General features: G+C 40.6%; 27 protein-coding genes. 17 read left to right on the top strand and 10 right to left on the bottom strand.

Features of this window, described 5'->3' with window-relative positions:
* Window positions 1–83: 83 nt before the first annotated feature.
* The 17 genes from HMPREF1551_RS10000 to HMPREF1551_RS09915 all read left to right on the top strand — a co-directional run bounded on the left by HMPREF1551_RS10000 (window position 84) and on the right by HMPREF1551_RS09915 (window position 18,528).
* Complete coding sequence (locus tag HMPREF1551_RS10000) at window positions 84–350, top strand: hypothetical protein (RefSeq protein ID WP_021629014.1); 267 nt, start codon at window positions 84–86, stop codon at window positions 348–350.
* 3 nt (window positions 351–353) lie between these two features.
* Window positions 354–800 carry a PIN domain-containing protein gene (locus HMPREF1551_RS09995; RefSeq protein WP_021629013.1) on the top strand — a complete coding sequence of 149 codons (447 nt, stop codon included), beginning with the start codon at window positions 354–356 and terminating at the stop codon, window positions 798–800.
* Between the two features lie 178 nt (window positions 801–978).
* Complete coding sequence (locus HMPREF1551_RS09990; protein WP_021629012.1) at window positions 979–1,788, top strand: enoyl-ACP reductase; 810 nt, start codon at window positions 979–981, stop codon at window positions 1,786–1,788.
* A 118-nt stretch (window positions 1,789–1,906) separates the two neighbouring features.
* The gene (locus HMPREF1551_RS09985; RefSeq protein WP_021629011.1) at window positions 1,907–5,896 is read left to right on the top strand and encodes an AAA domain-containing protein; all 3,990 of its coding nucleotides are present in this window, start codon (window positions 1,907–1,909) and stop codon (window positions 5,894–5,896) included.
* Window positions 5,893–6,561, top strand: a complete 669-nt coding sequence (gene mnmD, locus HMPREF1551_RS09980; protein ID WP_021629010.1) for a tRNA (5-methylaminomethyl-2-thiouridine)(34)-methyltransferase MnmD — start codon at window positions 5,893–5,895, stop codon at window positions 6,559–6,561. Before HMPREF1551_RS09985 ends, mnmD begins: the two co-directional genes overlap by 4 nt.
* A gap of 131 nt (window positions 6,562–6,692) precedes the next feature.
* The gene (gene rimP, locus HMPREF1551_RS09975) at window positions 6,693–7,157 is read left to right on the top strand and encodes a ribosome assembly cofactor RimP (RefSeq protein WP_021629009.1); all 465 of its coding nucleotides are present in this window, start codon (window positions 6,693–6,695) and stop codon (window positions 7,155–7,157) included.
* Between the two features lie 8 nt (window positions 7,158–7,165).
* A complete protein-coding gene (nusA, locus tag HMPREF1551_RS09970) occupies window positions 7,166–8,401 on the top strand; it encodes a transcription termination factor NusA (protein WP_021629008.1) in 1,236 nt (411 codons plus the stop codon).
* A gap of 70 nt (window positions 8,402–8,471) precedes the next feature.
* Complete coding sequence (gene infB / locus HMPREF1551_RS09965) at window positions 8,472–11,351, top strand: translation initiation factor IF-2 (RefSeq protein ID WP_021629007.1); 2,880 nt, start codon at window positions 8,472–8,474, stop codon at window positions 11,349–11,351.
* A 5-nt stretch (window positions 11,352–11,356) separates the two neighbouring features.
* Complete coding sequence (gene pyrE, locus HMPREF1551_RS09960; protein ID WP_021629006.1) at window positions 11,357–11,995, top strand: orotate phosphoribosyltransferase; 639 nt, start codon at window positions 11,357–11,359, stop codon at window positions 11,993–11,995.
* Between the two features lies 1 nt (window position 11,996).
* Complete coding sequence (locus HMPREF1551_RS09955) at window positions 11,997–12,392, top strand: hypothetical protein (RefSeq protein WP_021629005.1); 396 nt, start codon at window positions 11,997–11,999, stop codon at window positions 12,390–12,392.
* Complete coding sequence (locus tag HMPREF1551_RS09950; RefSeq protein ID WP_021629004.1) at window positions 12,389–12,895, top strand: DUF4199 domain-containing protein; 507 nt, start codon at window positions 12,389–12,391, stop codon at window positions 12,893–12,895. Before HMPREF1551_RS09955 ends, HMPREF1551_RS09950 begins: the two co-directional genes overlap by 4 nt.
* A gap of 9 nt (window positions 12,896–12,904) precedes the next feature.
* Window positions 12,905–13,849 (top strand): glycosyltransferase family 2 protein, encoded by a 945-nt coding sequence (locus HMPREF1551_RS09945; protein WP_021629003.1) that lies wholly within the window; start codon window positions 12,905–12,907, stop codon window positions 13,847–13,849.
* 16 nt (window positions 13,850–13,865) lie between these two features.
* Window positions 13,866–14,276 (top strand): copper resistance protein NlpE N-terminal domain-containing protein, encoded by a 411-nt coding sequence (locus HMPREF1551_RS09940; RefSeq protein ID WP_034544619.1) that lies wholly within the window; start codon window positions 13,866–13,868, stop codon window positions 14,274–14,276.
* 5 nt (window positions 14,277–14,281) lie between these two features.
* Window positions 14,282–14,929 carry an alpha/beta fold hydrolase gene (locus tag HMPREF1551_RS09935; protein ID WP_021629001.1) on the top strand — a complete coding sequence of 216 codons (648 nt, stop codon included), beginning with the start codon at window positions 14,282–14,284 and terminating at the stop codon, window positions 14,927–14,929.
* A 105-nt stretch (window positions 14,930–15,034) separates the two neighbouring features.
* Window positions 15,035–15,253, top strand: coding sequence for a cbb3-type cytochrome oxidase assembly protein CcoS (ccoS, locus tag HMPREF1551_RS09930; RefSeq protein ID WP_021629000.1), 219 nt, complete (start codon window positions 15,035–15,037; stop codon window positions 15,251–15,253).
* Between the two features lie 21 nt (window positions 15,254–15,274).
* Window positions 15,275–17,470 carry a cytochrome-c oxidase, cbb3-type subunit I gene (ccoN, locus tag HMPREF1551_RS09925; RefSeq protein WP_021628999.1) on the top strand — a complete coding sequence of 732 codons (2,196 nt, stop codon included), beginning with the start codon at window positions 15,275–15,277 and terminating at the stop codon, window positions 17,468–17,470.
* A gap of 194 nt (window positions 17,471–17,664) precedes the next feature.
* On the top strand, window positions 17,665–18,528 hold the full coding sequence (locus tag HMPREF1551_RS09915; RefSeq protein WP_021628998.1) for a cbb3-type cytochrome c oxidase N-terminal domain-containing protein: 864 nt from the start codon (window positions 17,665–17,667) through the stop codon (window positions 18,526–18,528).
* 96 nt (window positions 18,529–18,624) lie between these two features.
* On the opposite strand, the gene HMPREF1551_RS09910 is transcribed toward HMPREF1551_RS09915, so the two are convergent.
* The 10 genes from HMPREF1551_RS09910 to HMPREF1551_RS09870 form a co-directional block, all read right to left on the bottom strand.
* Complete coding sequence (locus HMPREF1551_RS09910) at window positions 18,625–19,215, bottom strand: Uma2 family endonuclease (RefSeq protein ID WP_021628997.1); 591 nt, start codon at window positions 19,213–19,215, stop codon at window positions 18,625–18,627.
* 72 nt (window positions 19,216–19,287) lie between these two features.
* The gene (locus HMPREF1551_RS09905) at window positions 19,288–20,649 is read right to left on the bottom strand and encodes an ATP-binding protein (protein WP_021628996.1); all 1,362 of its coding nucleotides are present in this window, start codon (window positions 20,647–20,649) and stop codon (window positions 19,288–19,290) included.
* A 131-nt stretch (window positions 20,650–20,780) separates the two neighbouring features.
* Window positions 20,781–21,155 (bottom strand): fluoride efflux transporter CrcB, encoded by a 375-nt coding sequence (crcB, locus tag HMPREF1551_RS09900; protein WP_021628995.1) that lies wholly within the window; start codon window positions 21,153–21,155, stop codon window positions 20,781–20,783.
* Window positions 21,156–21,287: 132 nt separating this feature from the next.
* Entirely contained in the window at window positions 21,288–21,443 is a 156-nt protein-coding gene (locus tag HMPREF1551_RS13715) for a hypothetical protein (protein WP_021628994.1), read from the bottom strand.
* Window positions 21,444–21,454: 11 nt separating this feature from the next.
* Window positions 21,455–21,988 (bottom strand): hypothetical protein, encoded by a 534-nt coding sequence (locus HMPREF1551_RS09895; protein WP_021628993.1) that lies wholly within the window; start codon window positions 21,986–21,988, stop codon window positions 21,455–21,457.
* A gap of 59 nt (window positions 21,989–22,047) precedes the next feature.
* Window positions 22,048–23,115 carry a hypothetical protein gene (locus HMPREF1551_RS09890; protein WP_021628992.1) on the bottom strand — a complete coding sequence of 356 codons (1,068 nt, stop codon included), beginning with the start codon at window positions 23,113–23,115 and terminating at the stop codon, window positions 22,048–22,050.
* 68 nt (window positions 23,116–23,183) lie between these two features.
* A complete protein-coding gene (locus HMPREF1551_RS09885) occupies window positions 23,184–23,774 on the bottom strand; it encodes a DUF416 family protein (RefSeq protein ID WP_021628991.1) in 591 nt (196 codons plus the stop codon).
* A 200-nt stretch (window positions 23,775–23,974) separates the two neighbouring features.
* Window positions 23,975–24,532, bottom strand: coding sequence for a hypothetical protein (locus HMPREF1551_RS09880; protein WP_021628990.1), 558 nt, complete (start codon window positions 24,530–24,532; stop codon window positions 23,975–23,977).
* Window positions 24,533–24,628: 96 nt separating this feature from the next.
* Window positions 24,629–24,970 carry a hypothetical protein gene (locus HMPREF1551_RS09875; RefSeq protein WP_021628989.1) on the bottom strand — a complete coding sequence of 114 codons (342 nt, stop codon included), beginning with the start codon at window positions 24,968–24,970 and terminating at the stop codon, window positions 24,629–24,631.
* Window positions 24,971–25,151: 181 nt separating this feature from the next.
* The gene (locus HMPREF1551_RS09870) at window positions 25,152–25,601 is read right to left on the bottom strand and encodes a hypothetical protein (RefSeq protein ID WP_021628988.1); all 450 of its coding nucleotides are present in this window, start codon (window positions 25,599–25,601) and stop codon (window positions 25,152–25,154) included.
* Window positions 25,602–25,881: the final 280 nt, after the last annotated feature.

The following is a 25,881-nucleotide window of genomic DNA, read 5'->3' as shown; positions in this document are numbered from 1 at the left end:
AAGTAACTAATTGTTATTTACAAGAAAAAATTGTATCTTTGCAAAAACTTTTCACTACTTGTTATTCAATTAAATATATAGCTATGGAATATATAGTAACCATTGATGATAGCAACAGACAGGCTTTGGAAGTTATAGAATATTTAAAAAAATTTAATTTTGTAAAAATTGTAAACAGTAGAAAAGCTAAGTCTGAACTCATTTCTCAGTCATTAGAAGAGGATGAAGATGGGTTACCTCTCAAGTATAAAGAGGAAATTCTATCTATGTCTAAATCTGTAAATAAGAAAATAGCTCAACGTTGGAATGAAGAGAGGGAAAAACGTCTTAAAAAAGAACAAGTTATATAATAAATGGTAGTCATTTCTGATAGTAATATTATTTTCAGCTGCCTTTATGCTCCTGAAGGAGTTGTAGCCTCTATATTAACTGCAAAGAAGCAGAAGATCCAATTTATAGCTCCTCTTTTTCTATTAGAAGAAGTGAAAGAACATCTTCCTACTATAATAGAAAATACACATAGAACAAAAAAAGAAATTTTGTCTCTTATAAAGAAGTTTACAAAAAACATTATATTTTATAAAGAAAGCGATATTTCAATACCAAATATCCGAAAAGCAGCAGAAATAGTTGCTACTATAGATACTGAGGATGCTCCCTTTGTAGAACTTTATTTAGAAACAGGTCATAAGATATGGACTTTGGATAAAGTACTCTCCAATGGTTTGAAGAAAAAAGGATATGATATTTGTATTTCTACAAAAGAATTAAAAGAAAGATTATATAAAAAGGAAATATAGTTTTTATATTGTATCTTTGCAAAAACTTTTCACTATTCAATTAAATATTCTCAAGTATAAAGAGAAAATTTTATCTATATCTGTAAATAAAAAAATAAAAGAAAACCCTAACTTAGGTAATGTAATATAGTAATATAAAATACTTATTTTTGTGCAACAGAATTAAATACAATATATTATGTATAATTTATTAAAAGGAAAAAGAGGCATCATCTTTGGTGCTTTAGATGAGAACTCCATTGCATGGAAAACCGCTGAGCGCGTACATGAAGAAGGAGGTCAGTTTGTCCTTACCAATGCGCCTATTGCGATGCGCATGGGAAAAATCAATGAATTGGCTGAAAAAACAGGTGCTCAGATCATTCCTGCCGATGCCACCAATATGGACGATTTGCAAAACTTGGTCACCAAAGCGGTGGAAATCCTCGGTGGCAAACTAGATTTTGTACTACACTCCATAGGTATGTCGGTCAATGTTCGCAAGAACATCCCTTATACTGAGTCCAACTATGATTTTTACGCCAAAGGTTGGGATGTTTCGGCACTTTCTTTCCACAAGGTATGCCAAGCGCTTCATAAGAATGATGCCATGAACGAATGGGGTAGCATCGTAGCACTTACCTATATCGCTGCCCAACGTACCTTCCCTGACTACAATGATATGGCTGACAACAAAGCTTACTTGGAGTCCATCGCTCGTAGTTTTGGTTACTTCTATGGAAAGGATAAGCATGTACGTATCAATACCATCTCCCAATCCCCTACTCCGACCACTGCCGGACAAGGTGTAAAGGGATTCGATGGCTTTATTACTTATGCAGAGCTGATGTCTCCCCTTGGTAATGCTACTGCTGATGATTGTGCCAACTATACTGTGACCCTCTTCAGCGACCTTACCCGCAAGGTTACCATGCAGAACCTCTACCACGATGGCGGCTTCTCCAATGTAGGTGTAACCCCTGAAGTAATTGCTCATATGAGTAAATAATTTTTATATTTTTTACAACACGAAAGACTATCATTATTCTAAATGATAGTTTTTTATTATATACCATTTGCTACTAGCTTAACTATTTATCATTTGTCACTTATCATTAGTCATTATTATGGAGCCTTTCAACAAAGAAATCTTTGACCTCTTTCAGCAGAAATTAAAAGTAGGCAACCGCCGTGGGGTACACCTCAATGCAGTAGTGAACAACTCTCGCTATAAGTTTGACCTATCGAGGCTTTCTACTATATTTGAGAGCCTTCCAGAGCGCTTTGTCTTGGACTTACTCACTCTGAAGAACCTCAAATTCACCTTTTCGCTACACGACACCCCCACAACGAATATAGATGAGCGTGAATATACCATCGTAGATACCTTAGAAGTACCTAAGCCTAAAAAGGCTCCCTCGGATAATAAGGCCTTGGAAGAAAAAACTTTACTCTTAGAAAAATTAGCCGATGGGGTAGATAATCTTATCTTCCAAAGTGAGGCCATTTTTCAAGAAAAAGGAGTCAATGCCTTAGGCTTTGGCTTTCCTATCTTGGCCAGGCGTGACCTCTCGGACGGACAGATTACAGTAGCACCAGTGCTTATTTGGTCGGTGAGGATACGACCTACCTCCCAGCTCAACACCTGGGAAGTCAGCCGTCATGAGGACGATCCTATCTACCTGAACGAAGTGCTTATCAATCACCTGCAGAATGACTCCCATATCACCCTTGCTCCTATCCCTGACGAAATGCTTGAAGATGGGAAGATAGACAAGGGAGAGCTCTTCCAAATATGTACTCTCCTTCTCCAACAACTAAAAATCAGTCAAAACCTTGATTTTTTAGAAAACAACTACGCCAAGATACTTCCTATCAAGACCAAAGCAGCCTACGAAGCCCTCCTTCCACAAAAAGGAGATGCCCTCATTGAAAAAGCAGGCCTCTTCTCCCTCTTTGAGGTACAAAAGCAGAACATCATCAACGATTACCAAACACTAAAGGAACAGTTCGAACCCCGTAATAGCACCCCCAAGGAGGACTTCCAAAGCTTCACCAGTATCCCTACAGACCCCTCCCAACAAGAAATATTGGAACAACTCCGACAGCAATCACACCTACTCATACAAGGCCCTCCAGGGACGGGAAAAAGCCAGACCCTTACCGCTATCTTAGTCAATGCCTTGGAGAACCAACAGAAAGTATTGGTGGTATGTGAAAAACAAACCGCCTTGGAAGTGCTACTCCATGCCTTACAAAAAAGAGGGTTGGGCAAATACACCATCCTTATCAAGGACAGTATCGCCGATAGAAAATGGGTGGTGGATACCGTACGTAACATCTTGGACGACCCTACTTTCAAAAAAGCCATTCTCCCTTACCCTAAAGAGGAAAAAGAACTAAAAATCAATGGATTAAAACAACTAAAAGAGGCTATCAACCAGCACCACAAGGAACTATTCACCCCCCTACTTTCGGGAGAAAACTGGACAGAGCTTAGCGGCCGAATGCTCCAATATGCCCCCGAGCATACCCCTATCTCCCTACAAGGATTGCCCCTACACTTCAGTGATCAGGAGCATAACGTCCTTAGAGAGACCCTCCGCCCTGCCCAACGGCTCTATACCCCTTTTGCCCCTTACCAAAAAGGATACCTATACCACCCTAAGACCCTCATTGCCAAGCCTTACCAGCAGACCCTCCACCATATAGAGACGGCTTTCAGTAGTTACAAAGAACAATGGGCACACATCCTTAGCTTATACCAACAATACAAAGGAGAATATCTCTACAAGCGTAAGGAAGAACTATCCGAACAAGTCCAACAGCTCACCGCTTATATAGATGAGATGGAAGCCCTCACCAGTCTGCTCCCCCAGGATGCCGATCAGTACAACCGCAAGCGTACCGAAGGGCTTTTCTATAGGCTTAGTGCGCTCTTTCTAAGCCAACGCAAAGAAGCTATAAAGCAGCAAAAACGACTGCTATGGCTCTTGCAAGAAATCAAACGAATAAGCCTACATCCCAACTTCACTAGCCTCTGGCTCACTGACAACCTCTTTGCCAACAAAGAGCAGGTGCTCGGCTACCGAGAAGAAATCCGTAAAACCAAAGCCCAGTTCGAGGAAAAGATCGAAGAAGACTTTGCCGTTTTGGATGTAGCCCACTACTCCGATCCCAAGTTTGCCAACGACACCTTGCGCTCGCTCGTCGCAGCTTTGGCGCAACTCAAAGAACAGATCAAGGAGGCCAACTATATCGCCACCCCTATAGAGGGGACTACTTTCTTTGATTTTAAAAACTACATAGAAGCCTGCCTTGACCAACATGCACGCTACCAAAACGATCACAACAATCCCTTGGAAGCCGGCTACCAATGGTTCGCCTTCGAGCAGCCCCTCAGCCCTTTACTCCAACGATGTGTATCCCTATTGATACAAGCCCAAGCTACCCACTGGGAAGCCTCCTTCCTATACGCCTATTACAAGGCCTTCCTACTCGAAAAATCAGAAACACTCACTCCCTTTTCTGCCAATACCTATGAGGATTTTAGGACAAAGCATCAGGACTTTGCCTCCTGCCAACAGGAGATCATTAGCCGATACTGGGATCAAGCTCAAATAGCTGCTGTAAAGAATTTTGAAAATCAACACAAAGAACTAACCGTAGCCAACCTATACAACAAGCGTAGAAGTGAAAAGCACAACCGACTATCCCTCAGGGAGATCGCCAGTCGAGATACCGACCTATTCACCACCTTCTTCCCCATAATACTCACCACCCCTGATAGCTGTTGCAATCTTTTCCAAGGGAAGAACTTCTACTTCGATTATGTGGTTTTCGATGAAGCCAGTCAGCTCAAATTGGAAGACAATCTCCCGGCTATTCTCAAGGGGAAGACGGTCATCATCGCAGGAGACGAACACCAAATGCCTCCAAGCAACTACTTCAGTAAAATATTCGAAGGCAACTACCAAGACGAGGAAGAAATCGAAGATGAAGACCAAGCGCTTCAGAAAAACAGTCTGCTATCGGTAGAATCCCTACTTGATTTTGCTCTTGACTACAAGTATGACAAGCATCACTTGGACTTCCATTACCGCTCGAAGCATCCTTACTTGATAAACTTTTCCAATATAGCCTTCTACAATGGAAAATTGCGCCCCTTGCCTCGCTTTGAGAGTGAAAACCCCATCTGCTTCTATCAGGTAGATGGTACCTTTCATGACTATACCAATGAAGCCGAAGCCCTCAAAGTCATAGAGATTCTTCGGGAAATCACCCCAAGGGAGGATGGTAGTTACCCTTCGGTAGGAGTGGCTACCTTCAACATCACCCAGCGCAACCTGATTCGCAAAAAGCTCCTATGGCTCAAGAGCCAAGAGCATGAACAAGCCTTTGCCGAAAAACTTACCGCACTGGAGAAAGCAGGCCTCTTTATCAAAAACTTAGAGAATATCCAGGGAGATGAGCGCGATATCATTATCCTCTCGGTGACCTACGGCAAAAAGAAAGACGGCAAGTTTACCCAAAGTTTTGGCCCCTTGAACCAGCAAAAAGGTTACAAATTGCTCAATGTAATCATCACTCGTGCCAAGGAAAAAATCTATGTATGCAACTCCATCCCTGAAGGAGTTTTCCTCAATTATGCCGATGCCTTAGCCCAAGAGCAGGCCAATAACCGCAAGGCTGTCCTCTATGCCTATCTGGCTTATACCAAGGCGGTAAGTGAGGGAACTTTCCAAGCTATGGAGGAAGTATTACAACAGCTCAGCCACTACGGTGCCCTAAGAAAAGAGGCTACAACCCCTGGGCAATTATTATTCAAAGAAGCCATATTTGCCTTGCTACAGAGGGAATTTCCTACCCTTAAGCTAAGCCAAGACGAGCCTTTCGGTGGATATACAATTGATATATTACTTGCCCCCCCTACGGGGAAATCTATCGCCCTCGAATGCCTGAGCAAGCCCATCTATCAGCAATCCATGGGCTATTTGGAAGACCTACACAAGGAGCTAATCCTGAAGGAAGCAGGCCTTGACTATATGCGTATCCATGCCGATATGCCCATCGAAAATACCCTTTCTAACCTTAAAAAAACACTTACCCTCCGATGAAAAGAAGAATCATACACACTCAGGACGGATCCACTACCCTGGAAATAGAAGACTGGGGCGAACACTATCACTCCATGCGAGGAGCCATAGGGGAAGCCTATCATGTTTTCATCCGCCAAGGTTTGGAACTTTTCGCCGGACAAGAGGTGCAATTGTTAGAGATAGGGTTCGGTACAGGGCTGAATGCCTTTATTACCTTCTTAGAACATGAGAGATTACGACAAACCATTCATTACGAAGGCGTGGAGGCCTATCCCCTCACCCCTGAAGAAGTTGCTTGCCTGAACTATACCGAGATACTGGAAGTACAACAAAAGCAAGCCTTTTTCCAGCAACTACACAGCGCCCCATGGGAGGAGACGGTTTCCCTCTCCCCCACCTTTACCCTTAAAAAACGCCTACAATCCTTTGAGCAGATCAGCGACCAAGTGCGTTTTGACCTTATCTACTTTGATGCTTTTTCGGCCAGTGTACAGCCAGAGCTATGGACAGAGGCCATTTTTGAGCGCATGTACAAGGCACTGAAGGCAGGGGGTATCTTGGTAACCTATGCCTCCAAAGGAAGCGCCCGCCGAGCCATGCAAGCCGTTGGTTTCAAGGTAGAAAAGCTCCCTGGAGCCTTAGGAAAGCGAGACATGCTCCGTGCTAAAAAAGAAATGGAGTAGTCCCCTCATGGAATACAGAGAAATATTTTTTTAATAATTATTTGTTTTTTAGAATAAATAGTTGTATTTTTGCCCTCGGAATTGGTACTAAAGAGGTAGAGGGCAGTTAAGTCCTCTTTTTTTATAATTATATGAACTTAAAAGAACGTGTAAAAGAACTGATAGACAAGGGATTAGAGGAACATCCTGATCTCTTTCTCATCGACTATTCAGTAGGTGGGGACAACCTCATCAAGGTAATTATTGATGGTGACCACGGTGTTGGCATAGAGGATTGTGTCGCCTTGAGCCGTGCCATTGAGCATAATTTGGATAGAGAGGAAGAAGATTTTTCCTTAGAAGTAAGTTCCTGTGGTATCGCTGCTCCCTTGACTTTAGAGAGACAATATACTAAAAACATAGGCCGTGAGATAGAGGTAAAGACCGCTACAGCCAGCCACACAGGGATCCTCCAAACGGTAAGCGAAGGGAAAATAACCCTTGAGGTAACCTCTCGCCAGCCCAAACCTCAGGGAAAAGGAAAAATTACCGTTACCGAGACCTTCCTTCTCCCTATAGAAGATATTAAAGAAGCAACATTAAAATTAAAATTTTAGATACCCTCATGGAAAATAATCTCGATTTGATAGAATCCTTTTCTGAATTTAGAGACGACAAGCTCATAGACCGCGAGGCACTAATGTCCATCTTGGATGAGGTGTTCAAGACTGCCTTGAAGAAAAAATACGGTTCAGATGAGAATTTTGATATTATCATCAACCCCGACAAAGGTGACATAGAGATATGGCGCAACCGTATTATTGTAGATGATGGAATGGTGGAAAACCCCAATGCAGAGATCCCACTGAGCGAAGCGCTGAAGATAGAGTCCGATTTTGAAGTAGGAGAAGAGGTTTCCGAAGAGGTGAAAATCAGCCAATTAGGCCGACGTGCGATCTTGGCGCTACGCCAGAATCTCATCTCCAAGGTACATGAGTATGACAACAATACTGTCTATAAAAAATTCAAAGAACTCATCGGTACTATATACACCGCTGAGATACACCACATCAAGGGCAAAACCGTTATCTTGCTCGATGATGAAGGTAATGAAATTCTCTTACCAAGAGACAAACAAATCCCTTCTGATTTCTTCAAAAAAGGAGAAACTACCAAGGGAATTATCGAGTCTGTGGATTTCAAGGGAAATAAGCCCTCTATCATTCTCTCTCGTACCTCACCGGTATTTTTGGAACGCCTTTTCGAACAAGAAATTCCAGAGATTGCCGATGGGCTTATTACGATCCAGAAAGTAGCTCGTATCCCTGGAGAAAAAGCTAAAATTGCCGTTGATACCTATGATGATCGCATAGACCCAGTAGGGGCTTGTGTGGGAGTCAATGGAGCACGTATCCGAAGCATTGTACGTGAGCTGGGCAATGAAAATATAGATGTGATCAGCTATTCAAGCAATATCAACCTATTTATTAGCAAGGCCTTGGCACCTGCCAAAATTACCTCTATCACCGTCAATGAAGAGACCAAGCGTGCCGAGATACTCTTGGCCTCCGAGGAAGTCTCCAAGGCTATTGGTAAAGGAGGAAGCAATATACGCCTGGCGAGTATACTAACCGGTTACGAGATTGATGTATTCCGTGAAGGTGCTGAAGAAGATGTGGAACTCTCTGAATTCGAGGATGATATTGAGCCTTGGGTAATAGAAGAATTCCGCCGTATAGGGCTTGATACTGCCAAGAGTGTCTTGGAATACAGTGCCGAAGAACTCGAAAAACGAGTAGACTTAGAACTGGAAACAATCCAAGAGGTATTGCGCATTCTCAAGGAAGAGTTCGAAAACTAAATCCGCTAAAACCTAATCATACACAACCAACACATATCTAACCAATATAAAAACGAGCTTAGAAAAATTTATGGCCGAGGATAAAAGATTAAATAAAGCAGCAAAAGAATACAACATCTCTACCGATAGAGTTGTTGAGTTTCTCAAATCAAAGGGGCACACTATAGAGTCCAAACCTAACACTAAAATTCCAGCAGAACTGATTGCTCTGTTAGAGAAAGAGTTCCGCTCTGACAAAAAAAGTCGTGAGACCTCCAAGGAGATCACCGAGGAGCAACGCCGTGAGAAAGAGGCTATCCGCCAAGAACTCTTAGAGAAAGAAAGACAGGAAAAGGCACAAAAAGAACAAGAGGTTATTCGCGCCAAGGCAGCCACTATTGCTGGCACTAAAGTTGTCGGAAAAATAGACCTTGATCAACCTAAGAAAACGGCTGCCAAAGAAGAGCTTCAACCTAAAAATACACCTGAAGAGGAGAAAGTAGCTCCAGAGCAACCTACAGTAGTAGAAAAAGAACTACCTAAGGAAATCACTCATGAGGATAACACCTCCGACAAACATAAGGATGATAAAAGCAAACATAAGGACAAAGAAAAAGATAAGAAAGAGACTAAAACAGTCCTTAACAAACAAGAAAAAGATCTCAAAAACAAGAGTAGAGAACTACTCTCTGGCAAGCCTGTCGCCTCTTCTAAAGATGCTGCTAAAAAAGAAGAGAAAAAACCTCAAACAGAACCAGAACCTGGGGTCATAGAAACCAAATATACCAAACTCACCGGTCCTAAGCTCGTAGGTGAAAAGATAGACTTGTCTCAGTTCGAACGGCCTAAAAAGAAAAAGAACGGAAAAGACAAGGATAAAACTAAAGATGGTGCTGCCGCTGCTGATAAGCAAGGCAAGCGCAAGCGCAAACGTATTTCTTCTGAAAAAGAAACCCCTGCCAACGGCAATGCGCAAAAGTCTGGAAATACTAACAACAGAGATAACAAGGATAGGAATAAAAACAATAAGAAAAAAGACGGAAAAGTCTTTGTAAGAACAGAACCTACCGAGGAAGAAGTACAAAAACAAGTACGTGAGACCTTGGAAAAACTACAAGGAAAATCTGTCAAATCCAAGGGGGCTAAGTATCGTAAAGAAAAACGCGATAGCCATCGCCATAGAAGCGAGGAGGAAATCGCACAACAAGAAAGAGAAAGTACAATCCTACGTGTGACCGAGTTTGTTACAGTCAACGAACTCTCTACAATGATGGATGTACCTGTAAATAAGGTCATTGGAGCTTGTATGTCCTTAGGTATTTTTGTCACCATGAACCAACGTTTGGATGCTGAGACCCTCTCTATCGTTGCCGATGAGTTTGGCTTCCAAATAGAGTTCTCCACCGCTGGTATTGATGAGGTACTTCCTACCGAAGAAGATCGCCCTGAAGACCTAATACCTCGTGCCCCTATCGTAACGGTGATGGGACATGTGGATCACGGAAAGACCTCCTTGCTCGACCATATCCGCAATGAGAATGTTATCGCCGGAGAGAGTGGAGGTATTACCCAGCACATAGGTGCCTACTCGGTAACTCTCAAGCGTAGTAAGCAACGTATCACCTTCCTTGATACTCCTGGACACGAAGCCTTTACAGCTATGCGTGCTCGTGGTGCTCAAATTACCGACATCGCCATCATCGTCATTGCGGCCGATGACGACATCATGCCACAAACCAAAGAGGCCATCAGCCATGCGCAAGCTGCTGGGGTACCTATCATATTTGCTATCAATAAGATAGACAAGCCTACGGCTAATCCTGAAAAAATTAAAGAACACTTAGCCAACATGAACCTTTTGGTGGAAGAATGGGGAGGAAAAATCCAATCCCAAGACATCTCTGCCAAGAAAGGGATCGGGGTGAGCGACCTCTTGGACAAAGTCCTCTTAGAGGCGGAGATCTTAGAGCTTCGCTCCAATCCTCACAAACATGCAGTGGGTACTGTCGTAGAAGCCGCTTTGGACAAAGGTCGTGGTTATGTTTCCACTGTATTGGTACAAGAAGGAACCCTCAGAATTGGGGACTATGTACTGGCTGGTACCCATTCAGGGAAAATCCGTGCTATGCAGGATGAGCGTGGGAAAAATGTAAAAGAAGCGATCCCTTCTACTCCGGTAACCATCTTAGGATTAGATGGTGCGCCACAGGCGGGAGATAAATTCTATGTATTTGAAGATGAAAAAGAAGCCAAACAAATAGCTGCCAAGCGTACCCAACTCCTTCGTGAGCAGTCCGTACGTACCCAGCGCCATATTACCTTGGACGAAATCGGTCGCCGTATTGCCTTGGGCGACTTCAAGGAACTCAACATTATCCTCAAGGGGGATGTGGATGGTTCCGTGGAAGCCCTCACCGACTCCTTCCAAAAGCTCTCTACCGAAGAGATCCAAGTCTCTATCATTCACAAGGGAGTGGGTGCCATCACCGAATCCGATGTCCTCTTGGCATCAGCTTCCAATGCGATTATCGTTGGCTTCAATGTACGTCCTATGTCCAATGCACGTTCCTTGGCCGAGAAGGAAGAAATCGATATTCGTACCTACTCTATCATCTATGATGCCATCAATGACCTCAAGGATGCGATGGAAGGGATGCTCTCCCCTGAAATGCGTGAGGAGGTCACCGGTACTGTGGAAATCCGAGAACTCTTCAAGATCTCCAAAGTGGGTACTATCGCCGGTTGTATGGTTACCGATGGAAAAATCTATCGCAATTCCAAGATACGCCTCTTAAGAGAGAATGTAGTCATCTATACCGGAGAGCTCTCCTCTCTCAAGCGTTTCAAAGACGATGTGAAGGAGGTTAGCAAGGGCTATGACTGTGGTCTGCAAATCAAGAATTATAATGACATCAAGGAAGGAGACGTTATAGAAGCCTTCCAAGAAGTCGCTGTCAAGAAAAAATTATAACTATCATGGAAATAACCGCTTCCATTGCTAAAGATGTAGCAAGTACCTTACTTGATATTGAGGCTATTAAGCTCAGTCCTAATGCGCCTTTCACCTGGGCTTCGGGCTGGAAATCACCTATTTATTGTGACAATCGCATGCTACTCTCCTACCCTGAAGCAAGGGAAAAAGTAGCCCTTACCATGAGCCGCTTTATTCGGGAAAAATATCCTGAAGTACAGCTCATCGCAGGAGTGGCTACCGGAGCTATCGGCATGGGAATGCTCGTGGCTGACCGCTTAGGACTTCCCTTTGTGTATGTACGTCCTGAACCGAAAAAGCATGGCCGTGGTAACCAAATAGAAGGCGCCTTCACCTCGGGAGAGAAAACCGTTGTGATCGAAGACCTCATCAGTACCGGAATGAGTAGTATAGGCGCTGTAAAAGCCTTGAGAGAAAGCGGCTTAGAGGTACTTGGTATGGTGGCTATTTTTTCTTATTTGTTTGAAGTAGCTCAAAACAATTTCCGATCCGCTGGTGTCCATTTAGATACTCTTAGCCAATATAATTCCTTATTAGAAGAAGCAAAAGACAGAAACTATATTTCTGAACAGCAATTGGAAACCTTGGCTAAGTGGCGCTTAGCCCCTGATAAATGGAACTAATATGAAAATCACCTCCCCTATCGTATCCGTGGGCTTACCTGTTAATGGTATCTATGAGAAATTAGAGAATGTAGCCCTTTTCAAAGACCTTATGCCCGAAAGCTTGGCGCACTTTAGCGCTGCTGAGGATAATACCTCGTTTTCCTTTGCGCTAAAAGGCATGCCTGAGATTTTCTTAGAAAAGAAAAAACTCACTCCAATGAGCGAATTGGTCTATGGAGCTCCAGAAGGCAAACTCCCTTTCACCCTTCGCATTGGGCTTGACCCCAAATCAGAAGTACAAACAGAGGTTAGCTATACCTTCGAAGGGGAGTTCAATCCGATGCTGGCTATGGTCGTCAAAAGCCCTATTACCAAGCTCCTAGAAACCATGGCTGAAAAAACAAAGACCTTATGAAAAAACACCAAAAACTCATGCTAAGATATGGGGGGCTCATGGGGATCGCTAGTATTACCCTTACGATGCTACAATATTCTTTAGATAGCTATAATGGTAAGCCCCTTACGGTGTTTCTCTTTGGTATTTTACCTATTTTACTCCTTGCTTTGTGTATTTTTTTAGGAATCTACCAGAGTAAAGAACGTAGTTTCCGGCAGATGATGAAAATAGGATTGGGTATCTCTATTCTTTTTGCAGTCATTACAGCTATTTTCTGGGTCGTATTTATTAATTATATAGCCCCTACACACTTGGATATGTTCAATAATTTACAATTGGAGGCCTATATAGCCCAACATCCAGAGGCAGATGCCCAAGAAATAGAGAAGCTACGTACCACCTTGGAAGGCAACAAGTCGTCATGGATACAATTCAACCAATCGATCGCCTCCAATATGCTTTTTGGTCTCATCCTCTCCCTTTTGGCGAGTTCCTTTTTCAAAATTTTCAACAGAAATTAATCCTCATCCATGCAAATATCGGTCGTCATTCCCTTATTCAACGAAGAAGAATCCCTACCTGAACTCCACCAGTGGATACAGCAGGTCATGGAGCGAGAGGCTTTTTCTTATGAAATCCTCTTTGTAGATGACGGCTCTACGGATCATTCTTGGGAAGTTATACAACAGATTTCAGCCAAAGATAAGCATGTGAAGGGAATTCGCTTTCTAAGAAATTACGGCAAGTCCCAGGCGCTCAATGCTGGATTTGCCAAGGCTGAAGGCGAAGTGGTCATTACCATGGATGCCGACTTGCAGGACAGCCCTGAGGAGATTACAGCACTCTACCAGATGATTCAAACAGAAGGCTATGACCTTGTGTCGGGCTGGAAGAAAAAGCGCTATGACCATAAGCTCACCAAAAATCTACCCTCCAAGCTCTTCAATTGGGCAGCTCGGAAGGTATCAGGACTTACCCTTCACGATTTTAATTGTGGCCTAAAGGCTTACCGCAAGGAGGTTGTCAAAACAGTAGATGTACGAGGAGAAATGCACCGCTACATACCGGTGCTGGCCAAAAGTGCCGGCTTTTCGCGCATTACCGAGAAAGTAGTGATTCATCAGGCTCGCAAATATGGAAAGACAAAGTTCGGTATGGAACGCTTTATCAATGGCTTTTTAGACCTGCTTACCATAGGCTTCCTCTCCAAATTTGGCAAGCGTCCCATGCACTTATTCGGTGCCTTGGGCGTATTGGTGTTCTTCATAGGCTTTTGTTTTGCTTTTTACTTAGGGATAGATAAGCTCTTTATAGACCCTACAGGACGCCTGATCACTCATCGACCCCAGTTTTTTTTGGCACTCACCTCCATGATCATAGGTACGCAGTTCTTTTTAGCTGGATTCTTGGCTGAATTGGTACTAAGAAGCCGAGAGACGGAGCCAAGATATCATATCCGAGAAACTATTAGTTAATTTAATATTCTATATAATGAGATATTTATATATTTTTTCGTTATTCGCTTTGATGGCTTGTAACAACACCCCTAAGGAATCCGCTCCACAAAAGGAAGAAACAAACACAGAGGCCAACACCTCCACTGAAGAAGGAATTCATTATGAAGGCGTTATAGAGAAAGAGACCCAAGAATTGGTTGATACTACTATCCTATTGAGTAGCAATAATGAATATACCCAAACAGTCGTATTCCCAGGGCATGAACCTGTCACTCATAAAGGAAAATTCGAATGGAATGGCGCTGATAAGACCATTGCCCTCATAGGAGAAGATGGAAAAAAGGAATATTACAAGGTAGATGCCCAAGTACTCATCTATTTGGCAGACCCCAATAAAAAATTATCCCCAGAGGAAGAAGCAAAGGTTACGCTACATCAAAAATAAGTAAAATGGCTATCCCTGTCTATTGTATGCCCGGTATGGCGGCCAGCTCGCGTATTTTTCAGTATATAGAATGGCCTGAAGAATATGAGGTACATCTGTTGGACTGGGACGAACCCTTACCTAAAGAATCTTTTGCGGCATACGCTGCTCGTATAGCCCAGCAGATTACCGCGCCCAATCCCATTCTTGTAGGAGTCTCCTTAGGTGGAGTGTTGGTACAACAGATTGCTACTTTGTTACCAGCCTATAGAGGGGTAGTGCTTATCTCCTGTATCAAATCAGCAGAAGAACTTCCCCGCTGGATGCGATGGAGCAAATGGCTGAGGCTGCACCATCTGCTACCTTTGGAATGGTTGGCCAGTTTTGAAATTTGGAAGCATACCAAGCGATATAAAAAACTATATTCCAAATATATAGGCCTTGCATCGCCTCACTATTTGGCTTGGTGTGCTCGAGAGTTGCTCGACTGGCAATTTCCTGTTATTCTACCAGAGAAGTGCATTCATATACAAGGAGATAAAGACATCGTCTTTCCTGAAAAAAACATCAGAGACTGTATTCGTATCCACAATGGTACCCATATTATGATCCTCAGCCGTTTTCGCTGGTTCAGGGAGCATTTCTTTCCACTTATAGAACGATTTAGTAGTTAGTGACTTGTAACTAAATAACTAATGAAATAAAACGTGAAAAATAAGCAAAATTTTATTTTTTGCTTTCGGAAAAAAATATTATATTTGCACCAAATTTGACAGCTGATGAGTGTCATCTATATGCTCATATCTATAAGCACTATAGTGGTGGGATTATTCTTATTTTTGTACCTACGCGCTATCCGCAGCGGCCAGTATGAAGATGTAGAAAGTCCTGCTATTCGCATGCTTTTTGAAGATGAATTAGTACCTCCTGCCCGAGAGGAGGACAAAATAGATACGTCTTACCACAAAGACAAGAAAGAAAAGCAAACAACAACTTAAAACTTGCTAAATCATTTTTTTATGGAAATGGAACAATTTTATTACGACAACAAAATTGTTAAGAACTTCATCTATGCGACCCTCTTTTGGGGTGTTGTAGGGATGGGGGTAGGCTTGCTATTGGCCTACTACTTTCTGTTTCCTACGCTTACCGAAGGTATATCATGGTTGAGCTTTGGTCGCTTGCGTCCATTGCATACCAATGCGGTCATCTTCGCTTTCGTAGGGAATGCTATTTTTGCAGGGAGTTACTACTCTATGCAGCGTTTGCTTAAGGCACGTATGTATAGTAATTTCTTGAGCAAACTCAATTTTTGGGGTTGGCAGCTGATCATCCTAGGAGCCGCAATTACCTTCCCTATGGGCTTTAGCACCTCCAAGGAGTATGCGGAGCTAGAATGGCCTTTTGATATTGCCATCGCTATTGTGTGGGTGGCTTGGGGTGCCAATATGATTGGAACCCTTATCAAGAGAAGACAGCGCCACATCTATGTAGCTATTTGGTTCTACTTGGCTACTTTCGTAGCGGTGGCCTTGCTACACATCTTCAACAACTTAGAGTTCCCTATCTCCCTTACCTCTATGAAGAGCTACTCCGTATATGCAGGAGTACAAGATGCCTTGGTGCAGTGGTGGTACGGACACAATGCGGTAGCCTTCTTCCTAACGACTCCTTTCTTGGGACTGATGTACTACTTCATTCCTAAGGCTGCCGACAGACCGGTATATTCGTACCGACTCTCCATCATTCACTTTTGGAGCTTGATCTTTATCTATATGTGGGCTGGGCCTCACCACTTGCTCTATACAGCCCTTCCTGAATGGGCACAGAACCTTGGGGTAGTATTCTCCGTGATGCTCGTAGCTCCTTCTTGGGGTGGTATGATCAATGGGCTACTTACCCTACGTGGGGCTTGGGATAAGGTACGTACCGACCCTGTGCTTAAGTTCTTGGTAGTGGCTGTTACCGGTTACGGTATGGCTACCTTCGAAGGTCCTACCTTAGCTCTGAAGAATGTAAATGCCATTGCGCACTTCACCGACTGGATTATCGCCCACGTACACGTAGGAGCCTTGGCCTGGAACGGATTCCTTACCTTTGGTATGATCTACTACTTAGTGCCTAAGATGTGGAAAACCAACCTCTATTCTGTACGTATGGCCAACACCCACTTCTGGATAGGTACCTTAGGAATTGTCTTCTATACCATTCCATTATACATCGCAGGCTTTACCCAAGCCACTATGTGGAAACAATTCTCCCCTGATGGAAACTTAGTATATGGAAACTTCCTTGATACTGTCAATGCTATTATGCCTATGTACGCTATGCGTGCCATCGGAGGTACCCTCTACATCACTGGGGCTATCTTGGCTGTTATCAACGTAGTGAAGACCATCCGCCAGGGACAAACTGTCACCGATGAGCTTGCTCAGGCACCTGCCTTAGCTCCTATCAGCAAGAGAAGAGTAGCAGGTGAAACACTTCACCACTGGCTTGAGAGAAAACCTGTACAAATGACCATCTGGGCTACTATAGCTGTAGCTATAGGAGGTGCGGTACAGATTATCCCAACCCTATTGGTTAAAGAAAATATTCCTACCATAGCCGAAGTAAAACCTTATACACCACTTGAATTGGAAGGCCGCGACCTCTATATCCGTGAAGGTTGTGTGGGCTGTCATACCCAAATGGTACGTCCGTTCCGTAGTGAGGTAGAGCGTTACGGAGAATACTCCAAGGCTGGAGAGTTCGTCTATGATCGTCCGTTCCTATGGGGAAGTAAGCGTACCGGGCCAGACTTGCACCGCTTGGGTGGTAAGTACAACAACAACTGGCACTTCAACCACATGCTAGACCCCAGACAGACCTCTGCAGGAAGTATCATGCCTTCTTATCCTTGGCTGATTAAGAATGAGCTTAACACCGATAGGCTCCTAGAGAAGATGCGTACCCTTGCCAAATTAGGTGTACCTTACAATGAATCCGACTTCAAGTTTGCCCACGAAAACTTAGCCGTACAAGCGCGTGCTATCGCCAATAGCTTGCAGAACGATCCTAACTTTGTAGCTGACTATGAGACTTCTAAGAAAAATGCCGAGGTTCGTGGAGAGCAATTTATCCCCATCGAAAAACGTGAAATCGTGGCTATGATTGCCTACTTACAACGATTGGGTGTAGATATCAAAGCAAAGAAAGAAACCGCTGAAAAATAATTCGTTATGATGAAGTTTATCAAACACCATATGGCTTCCATTGAAGGTGTTTCACTTTACCCGATTATTTCTTTGATTATTTGCTTTACTTTTTTCATTGCCCTTTTCTGGTGGGTATTCTCCTATAAGAAAAAGGACTTGAATGAGATAAGTAACCTTCCTTTAAACGACGACGATCAAAACAACAACATTTTATGAGAAATTTATTAGCTTTAATACGTATTCTTATCATTGTAGGTTTCGCTGCCTTATTGTTAGAATATATATATGGGACAGAAGCGGCTTCGGCGATCACTTCTATCCCTTCCATTGGCGGCTTTCTGATCTTTTTAACCCTTGTCCTTATTGGTATCGAGATGATTGCCTACCGCAAGGAAGACCTTTTAGACCGCTTGCTTTCTGACGAACAGAAACGCCAGAGAGCATTAGCCGAACAAAACAGCTGGTGGGGACGCTTTGTCGCCAAAATGCTTGACCAAAAGCCTTTGGAAAAGGAATCTGAGATTATCCTTGACCACAACTACGATGGTATCCAAGAGCTTGATAACAACCTCCCCCCTTGGTGGACTTATCTTTTCTATGCATGTATTATCTTTGCTGTAGTGTATCTGTTCAAGTACGAAGTGTTCGGTGGAGCTGACCAAAAAGCCGAGTATGAGCAAGAGCTTACCGATGCCAAGTTAGCCATTGAGGCTTTCAAAAAAGCCAACCCTGGTATGATTGATGCCGATAGCGTAACAGAACTCTCTGATGAAGCCAGCCTACAAGAAGGGAAGAGCATCTTCCAAGCCAACTGCATCATGTGCCACGCTCCTGACGCTGGTGGAGGTATAGGTCCTAACCTTACCGATGATCACTGGATCCTAGGTGGTGGTATCAAGAATGTGTTCCACACCATCTCTGAAGGAGGACGTGAAGGTAAAGGTATGGTTGCATGGAAGGCTACCCTATCTCCTAAACAACGCCAACAGGTAGCTAGCTATGTGCTCTCCCTACAAGGAAGCGCTCCAGCTAGCCCTAAAGCTCCTGAAGGAGATATCATCTGGAAAAAAGAATAATCGTTATCAATTGTTAATTGAAAAGTGCTTGTAGAACTTAGAACTACAAGCACTTTTTTTGTTGATATAATAAGTGTTTTTTAGTTTCCCCTATATTTATAGCCTAAAAATATCCTCTGTTGCTACTGTCAATTCTGGAAATTTAGTGGAAGAAATCATATCTCCCTCTATGATAGGAGGAAGAGCGCGGTATTTGTCATTTTCAAGTACAAACTGGGTAATTTCCTTGTCAATAGGGCGTACTACCCAATATTCGTAGACACCTGCTTCTTCATAGAGTTCGTATTTATCACGCATCTCTTTTTTAGTATTGCCTGGTGATAGTATTTCAATAATCAGATCAGGAGCACCTAAGCAACGCTTATCGTTCTCTAATTTTTTAGGGTCGCACACCACACAGATATCAGGTTGTACAACGCTATCTTCTATGCCTTTTTTGTTCTTGAGTACGACATCAAAAGGAGCTGCAAAAAGTTTGCAAGATTTTCCTTTGAAATAATGATACATCTCGCCATACAAATTCCCAGATATTTTTTGATGAGAAATAGCAGGGGCTGGACTCATCTTAAAGATTTTACCTTTGAGGATTTCCAACCTATCTTTTATTTTCCAAAGTACATAGTCAGCATAGGTATATACACCATTGATAGGGTCTAATTGTTCAATATTGGTAATAATGTCACTCATAGTAAGTATTTTTAGATTATCAGAGACAAAGATAGTGATAAATCACCAAATTGCCAAATCATTTTTCAGAACTTACTGCCCCATTTGCGATAAAGCAAACAGCGGACATACACTTACTATACGTTCTGCCTTATCTTCTGTATCGGTATAGGTGAACACTCCAAAGTTCTCCAATGAGGCTCTAACAGCATTCTTCAGCTTCTTTTCGCGCATAAACAGCCACAGACTCTTCATGCCTCCTTGTGTACCTGCTTTTACCTCTATAGGCAATACTGCCGACTGGTGGGGTACCAGATAATCTACCTCAGCTTGTGCATTTTTGGCTTTGCGCACCCAATAGAACAGCTCGTGTCGCATATTGGGGGTACGGTAGCGCAACAATTCAAGCCCTGCTATCATCTCTGTAAGTGCCCCTTTGTTTACTAAGTCAGTAGGGTTTTGGGTGAGTATTTGAGCAGTAAGCGCTGTGATATCACCCGTCATATCAAGCCAACGCAGTAGTAACCCACTATCAAGCAGTAGCATTTTCCTATAAGTAGGGTCGGCTTCACTGCCTAAGGGTAGTCCATTGGCATTGGTCTGCGTTACAGGGGTGATTATCCCTGCTAAAATGAGCATTTCCAACGCTTTTTTCACCTCATGGGTGCTATATCCTCCCCCCACTTGTGAATAGACAAACTTTCTACCTATTTGTAGAGCTACACTTTGCAGGGTAAGCCTGAGCAAGGTTGGGTCTACTCTCTTTCGGTATTTAGGGAAATCGTCCTGATAGGTAAGTACAATATCATCTTGCACCTCTTGACATGCCAAATAATCGCGTGTGGCTACCCACTTGGCTACTACCTCAGGCATACCCCCTACCAACATGTAAGAACGAAATAACCCTACTAACTTCTCATACAAGGGAAGAGGTAAAGGCGCTTCGGCAGTAGCACTATTGCGCGCTTCCAACAGCAAAGTTTCGTCACTAGCCCTTAGGAACTCATCAAAGGTCATTGGGTAGACAAACATAGAGTGGATACGCCCTACCCCAAAGGTTGGCAATGTTTCGAGGGCAAACTCCAAGAGCGATCCTGCTGCTATTACGTGCAAATCAGGCATATCTTCTTTAAAAAAACGCAATGCCATAATCGCCTCGGCGGAGGTCTGTATCTCGTCTATAAAAAGCAGTGTTTGCCCAGCTATTATAGGCTTGCCCACCATAGCCGAAAGCTGGGGTACTATACGCTTCACATCGAGGTCGCCCTGAAAAAATGGTATAAACGAAGGTTGTTTTTCTAAGTTTATTTCTACGAAATTCTCAAACTGTTTGCCCAACTGTCTTACGGCTGTTGATTTGCCCACCTGACGGGCACCTCTTAGCAACAAAGGCTTACGAGCAGGTCGCAAAGCCCATTCTTTTAAGTAGTTGTCTATTAACCTTGGGTAATACATCTTATAAGTAGTTATATATCAGAGGGCAAAGATACAAAAATTAAATTATCCAAAGAAATAATTCGCCCATTTTTAAAAAAATCCAAAGAAATAAATTGCCGTTTTTTGCAAAAATCCAAAGAAATAATTACCTAATTACCCAACAGTCTCATTCCTCCAAAGCACGCTCCTACTCCCAATCCTACACTTCCTACTACATAAAGAGTTGCTTTTAGATATTCATGCTGTTCTAATAACTGGACGGTTTCAAGTGAGAAGGTAGAGAAAGTAGTAAAACCACCCAAAACCCCTGTCATTAGCAATAAAGGCAAAAGAGACTCCCCTACCCTATTTTTGAAGTAGCTATACAGCAGCCCTATCAAAAAGCAGCCTAAGACATTCACCACCATAATACCTATGGGAAATGCCCACTCACGTCCTACCCTACTAAAGGCTCCAGAGAGTATATAGCGTAGGGCTCCACCTACAAAGCTACCCAATCCTACAAATAGTATTTCTTTTGTCATTTTTTTAGTGTTTGTATCGTCATAAATAGCTCATTTACTGAGATTTTAATATTACATCTAGCGGACATATTCTTACCATAACGTTCTGCCTTATCTTCTGTGTTGGTATAGTGAACAGTCCGAATTTCTCTCTTATAAGAAAGGTTTTGAAATATTCATATTCTTTTTCCCTCTTCCTATTTCTAGCAATCGCTCAAGAGTAGTTTGTAATACCAAAATTGATATCCAACCTACTGATGGAGTATATTTTAATTGTATATTAGTTGCTTTTTTCTTTACAGTTCTCATTGTAGTTTAATTTAAATATGAAAATAATAATGTTTAAAAATAGTATCAATATGGTAAAAATCTTCTAAATTACTTTCATTATAACCTTGTTGCTTTAAATCAACCTGTATTTTTCTTAGTAATTGTAACCAATAAGCAATAAAAACCTCTCTTTTGATGTGAATTGTATCATTAGGCGTGTTCAGCTCAGGCAAAAGATGCTTTTTGTGTTTTAAAACTGTCCAATAAGCACTAATGGAAAGCATATCATTGTAGGGTTTTATTATCCATTCTGCCATAAATACATTACTACCCCAATGCACTTTTGTTTCGGATAAAGGTTGTTCATACATATCGTATAGCATTTTGACAATATCCCAATAAATATCGGCAACCTCATCGTGCATTTCTAAATCCAAAGCCACCCCTTCCCATATCATACATAAGTTAGAAGATTTATTTTTAGGATAGATAGTTTGCAAAGCCTCACTTACAGTACTATCCTCAACATCTCGTTTGTTTAACCCTTCAGCAGGAAAAGACTTTATTGAAAATAATTCTTTCATAATGGTAAAAAGAAATTAGTTGTTCTTTTGTATGATTGCTTTAAGTTTGTCTAATAGATTCATAGCATATCCCCCCCTTGGGGCAAAACTTCTCTTATTTTAGAATGGCATAAAGCCCTTTTAAACTCCCAATCGAAAATAATAAGAGGGTGTGAAAACAAGAGTATAGAGAATTTTATATATTGCTGAAAATTATGCGCTTTTAAAAAGCCCAAAAAAGCTATGAACTCATCAGGAGTTTTAGCATACTTAAAAAGATAACTATCTATCAAGCATTCACTTTTATATTTAGTTTTAGCACTCCTACAAACTTTGTTTTCTATAGTAGGAATTTCTTCTCCCATATAATCTCTCATATAATAATGAGAGGCGCTATTATCTTCATTATCAAAGCTAACTAACTTGTAAAAATCAATAGCTTTTGAAAGAGATAAGTATAGCTTTTCTCTATCCTCGTCTATCTCAAAAAACGTTTTTACAGCCTGCGAAAGCGTAAGCGTTTGCGCTCCAAAAATAGTATATACCATTTCTTTTAAGAGAGAATACAAGCATTCTATATCCTTTTTAGCTATTGGGTAATAACATTCTTTCTTGTTTTTTAGCTCAAAGACAGCAGAAAACAGCTTTTCAAAAACCTCTTTTATATCAATAGCTATGTTATCCATAAAATACCCCTGCTTTGTGAGTTGGTTACTATCTATAAAAGTTTCTCCACAAGGGTTAAAGAACAATAAATACTTAAAGGCGTGTTCAGTATTCTCTTTTTTAAGTAACTGAATCAACGAAAAGAACTGTAACCTATCATTGATATAATGGTTGTCGTAGTAATAAAAAGCTCTTAAACAGACTTCTAAAAGAGAAAAGACATCCTCAAAACAAGAATGAGAAATCTCTGTTTGGAGTTTATCATACAAAACATCATTTTTCAGTGCATATAGCAGTTCATCAAGTCCTCTTTTTTTAGGCAGTGTAGCCAACAGAAAATCACCTTCCTCATTTTGGTAGTTTGTAATTTTCAAAAGTTCCTCTTTTTCTTCTTGCTGCTCCCCGCAAAACCTCAACAGGGTGAAATGCAATATCTTATTTAAGTCCATTTTTCTGAAAATTAGTGATGCTTTTTCTTCCATTTACTTTTTTTTGGATTCTTGGTGTAGTTCGAGTAGAATTTTTTTAACAACACATCTGAAACATTATTCTACCATTTATCTTTTATATATTGAATGGATAGAGTATTATTCTCCCAATAATTTTTATAAAATTTTAATTCTTCTAATGACACTTTTTTGTCTTCTAAATACTGAAGATACTGAATTTGATAATTTACTTCTTCTGCAATAATAACACTATTTTCTATTCTGTTAAGTAAATATTTATCTATAAATTTTTTATGAGATAAAAAACAGCATACTTGGAATATAGAATCATATACATATAAACCCGACACCTCATTTTTATGATCATTATTCATTGATTTAAAAGATATATCAAAGCAAATACTCATATTAATTGCTAATGCAACTTCCCATCCTTGAAAATCTTCTTTTGGCAAAATATTTTCTATTTCTCTATTCAAATTATTTAAATCCTTGTTGCTATAAAAAATACTTTCCCATAATCTTTGCTTTATTTGATTAGCATAAATAGTATTTATATTGAATTTTTCTGTATATAACAAATATAACCCATAGATTCTTTCCATGCAATACATAGAATATATAGATTTGTTTATATCAGATAAGCTATATAATTTCTCTATTAGCTTTTCTTTGAAATTTTTGATATTCATTTTAATTACAATCTATTTTCATACCTTTATCTTTCAATTGCCCTAAGCAATTATGTTCATCTATCCCACAAAGTATTCTTTTATAAGTTCGCCCCCCTGCTGGCGCAAGTCACATACTCGCTTACAGATATTCAGCGACTTTAGCTCGTGCCTACTATAATAAGAGTGTGTTACTCATTCCTTATCAATTACTTCCCCCCTTACTTGCGTAACCAATGTTTAAACTCACTTGTTAATTTTTTCTCTTTGAGCAAAGATATCATTTCAAATTGGGCTTTAATTTCATTTTGAACCAAAGCATCTTGAAATCCTTCCTTTGATAAAATATCCTTATCTTCATCTTGTAGCATTATATCAATTACATTTATAATTGATTGAGAAATACTATTTTCAAAACCTCTTATACCTGATTTGCAATATTTTAAAACTTCATCTAGATAAATTATTAGCTGATATATTTCTTCTTGTTGATAGTCTGTTGCATCTAAATCTGTTTCATCTATGTCATTGAGTTTTTCGTACAACAAATTAATTTTACTCCTATCCATTTGTTCCTTCTCATCAACGAGATTCCACAAATAACTTAGGATTTCATTTATCAAAGAAACCTCTTCATCAGTCAATAAAACTTGAATATGATTTTTACACCTTTGAAGTAAATTTTCACAAAACCAACTACCCAAAAAAAGTAAATTATTTTCTGGTATTTTTGATGTTTTTTCATCTATTCCCTTTAAATATGAACTGAAATCTTCCATTTTTATATTTATTAATTATATTTCCTCCGCTGGAGCGAGCTTGTAGCTCGTGCCTTATCAATGAGGATTTAACAACACATTTGAAATATCATCTAACTAACAGTCTTCTTTCCAGTTTTCATATCCAACTATTAAATTATCTCTAATCTCTTCATTAGGACAAGAATTTATAAGGTTCTCATAGCTCTTCATCTGCTCTTCATTATTTAATTCTATAGTTTCTATTTTTGACAAGATTTCAAATTCTAAACCATAAAATTTTTTAGAAGGTAAAAAAGATAAAAGAGTATAACCAGTTTCTATAGAAATAGGTTCTTCTATTTCCATCAATAACTCTCTATATTTATTAGATAAATCAAGTACATCTTGAGAGTCATTGTCCAGATCTTCATTTGGCATTTTGCCTAAAAGTTTAAGTTTTTCTAATGAATTATCCATTTTTATACATTAATGACGTTTTTTTCCAAACTGTGGCTGTCCAGAAAATTTTTAGGAATATAATTACACCATACTCTTACTGCTTCGTTTTGTAATAAAGTTACAAACTACAAGGAACGTACGGAGGATATTTAGTAAAAGCCTGTAACAACTTCCTTTTGTGTCTTATGAAATCTACAGATTAAAACTTAAATGCCTCTATAGGAGTGCCTTGTAACAAGTTTTCCATAGCTTCAAAAGGATCTCTTCCATAAAATAGAAGCTCAAACCCTTCCGCATAAACGCTATTATCTTCACCAATAACCAACGTATAATAATCATCATACGCCATTGCAAAAGGAATTAAGTTTTTTAAGTCAAAACAACTCTCTATGTAGGAATAACTCCCTTTGTTCTTGTTTGTCAATACTTTTTCCAAGGTAAAATCTATATTATTACCTCTTGCTGAGAAACTTTTATTTAGGAAATACCCTAAAAAGAGTATCAATGAATCATTAATTGATTCATATCCTTTGGATTGATACATGTTGATTATAAACTCTTTCTTAGTATTAAACTCTGTAGAGCTAATTTTATAATCAATAACCATATTGTTCTCAAGAAGTAGTTTCTTTAATCGATTTGTTATCATTTTTGTTCCTCTTCTATTTCCATTAATAAATATTCCTGCAAACTCCCGCTTACTTTTGTACCATTACAGAAGAGTTCAAAGGGATATTCTTGTTCTTTAAAAGTAGCTATTCCATCAACATAAGTTCTTATATCGAATAAAAAGTCTACCTATTTCTGAAGAAAGATAGGAATCTACTTTATTTTTAAAATCGCTTGTCATTATCTATATTTGTTGGGGTTATTTTTCTATAATTCTATTACTAACGCGAATCAATAGTTAAAGAACTAGAAATATATAC

The organism is Capnocytophaga sp. oral taxon 863 str. F0517, assembly GCF_000466425.1.
GTDB lineage: Bacteria > Bacteroidota > Bacteroidia > Flavobacteriales > Flavobacteriaceae > Capnocytophaga.
Note: the sequence above shows the minus strand (reverse complement) of the source record. Positions and strands in the feature narration are given on the sequence as shown.

Bases quoted from the DNA above. Each gene is read 5' to 3' on its own strand.
- ccoN (WP_021628999.1), top strand. From the start codon at position 15,275: ATGGAAATGGAACAATTTTATTACGACAACAAAATTGTTAAGAACTTC.
- HMPREF1551_RS09885 (WP_021628991.1), bottom strand. From the start codon at position 23,774: ATGAATATCAAAAATTTCAAAGAAAAGCTAATAGAGAAATTATATAGC.
- mnmD (WP_021629010.1), top strand. From the start codon at position 5,893: ATGAAAAGAAGAATCATACACACTCAGGACGGATCCACTACCCTGGAA.
- HMPREF1551_RS09870 (WP_021628988.1), bottom strand. From the start codon at position 25,601: ATGATAACAAATCGATTAAAGAAACTACTTCTTGAGAACAATATGGTT.
- crcB (WP_021628995.1), bottom strand. From the start codon at position 21,155: ATGACAAAAGAAATACTATTTGTAGGATTGGGTAGCTTTGTAGGTGGA.
- HMPREF1551_RS09915 (WP_021628998.1), top strand. From the start codon at position 17,665: ATGAGAAATTTATTAGCTTTAATACGTATTCTTATCATTGTAGGTTTC.
- HMPREF1551_RS09935 (WP_021629001.1), top strand. From the start codon at position 14,282: ATGGCTATCCCTGTCTATTGTATGCCCGGTATGGCGGCCAGCTCGCGT.
- HMPREF1551_RS09880 (WP_021628990.1), bottom strand. From the start codon at position 24,532: ATGGAAGATTTCAGTTCATATTTAAAGGGAATAGATGAAAAAACATCA.
- HMPREF1551_RS09910 (WP_021628997.1), bottom strand. From the start codon at position 19,215: ATGAGTGACATTATTACCAATATTGAACAATTAGACCCTATCAATGGT.
- HMPREF1551_RS09890 (WP_021628992.1), bottom strand. From the start codon at position 23,115: ATGGAAGAAAAAGCATCACTAATTTTCAGAAAAATGGACTTAAATAAG.
- HMPREF1551_RS09955 (WP_021629005.1), top strand. From the start codon at position 11,997: ATGAAAATCACCTCCCCTATCGTATCCGTGGGCTTACCTGTTAATGGT.
- infB (WP_021629007.1), top strand. From the start codon at position 8,472: ATGGCCGAGGATAAAAGATTAAATAAAGCAGCAAAAGAATACAACATC.
- HMPREF1551_RS10000 (WP_021629014.1), top strand. From the start codon at position 84: ATGGAATATATAGTAACCATTGATGATAGCAACAGACAGGCTTTGGAA.
- pyrE (WP_021629006.1), top strand. From the start codon at position 11,357: ATGGAAATAACCGCTTCCATTGCTAAAGATGTAGCAAGTACCTTACTT.
- rimP (WP_021629009.1), top strand. From the start codon at position 6,693: ATGAACTTAAAAGAACGTGTAAAAGAACTGATAGACAAGGGATTAGAG.
- ccoS (WP_021629000.1), top strand. From the start codon at position 15,035: ATGAGTGTCATCTATATGCTCATATCTATAAGCACTATAGTGGTGGGA.
- HMPREF1551_RS09940 (WP_034544619.1), top strand. From the start codon at position 13,866: ATGAGATATTTATATATTTTTTCGTTATTCGCTTTGATGGCTTGTAAC.
- HMPREF1551_RS09985 (WP_021629011.1), top strand. From the start codon at position 1,907: ATGGAGCCTTTCAACAAAGAAATCTTTGACCTCTTTCAGCAGAAATTA.
- HMPREF1551_RS09875 (WP_021628989.1), bottom strand. From the start codon at position 24,970: ATGGATAATTCATTAGAAAAACTTAAACTTTTAGGCAAAATGCCAAAT.
- HMPREF1551_RS13715 (WP_021628994.1), bottom strand. From the start codon at position 21,443: ATGAGAACTGTAAAGAAAAAAGCAACTAATATACAATTAAAATATACT.
- HMPREF1551_RS09995 (WP_021629013.1), top strand. From the start codon at position 354: ATGGTAGTCATTTCTGATAGTAATATTATTTTCAGCTGCCTTTATGCT.
- HMPREF1551_RS09905 (WP_021628996.1), bottom strand. From the start codon at position 20,649: ATGTATTACCCAAGGTTAATAGACAACTACTTAAAAGAATGGGCTTTG.
- HMPREF1551_RS09945 (WP_021629003.1), top strand. From the start codon at position 12,905: ATGCAAATATCGGTCGTCATTCCCTTATTCAACGAAGAAGAATCCCTA.
- nusA (WP_021629008.1), top strand. From the start codon at position 7,166: ATGGAAAATAATCTCGATTTGATAGAATCCTTTTCTGAATTTAGAGAC.
- HMPREF1551_RS09950 (WP_021629004.1), top strand. From the start codon at position 12,389: ATGAAAAAACACCAAAAACTCATGCTAAGATATGGGGGGCTCATGGGG.
- HMPREF1551_RS09895 (WP_021628993.1), bottom strand. From the start codon at position 21,988: ATGAAAGAATTATTTTCAATAAAGTCTTTTCCTGCTGAAGGGTTAAAC.
- HMPREF1551_RS09990 (WP_021629012.1), top strand. From the start codon at position 979: ATGTATAATTTATTAAAAGGAAAAAGAGGCATCATCTTTGGTGCTTTA.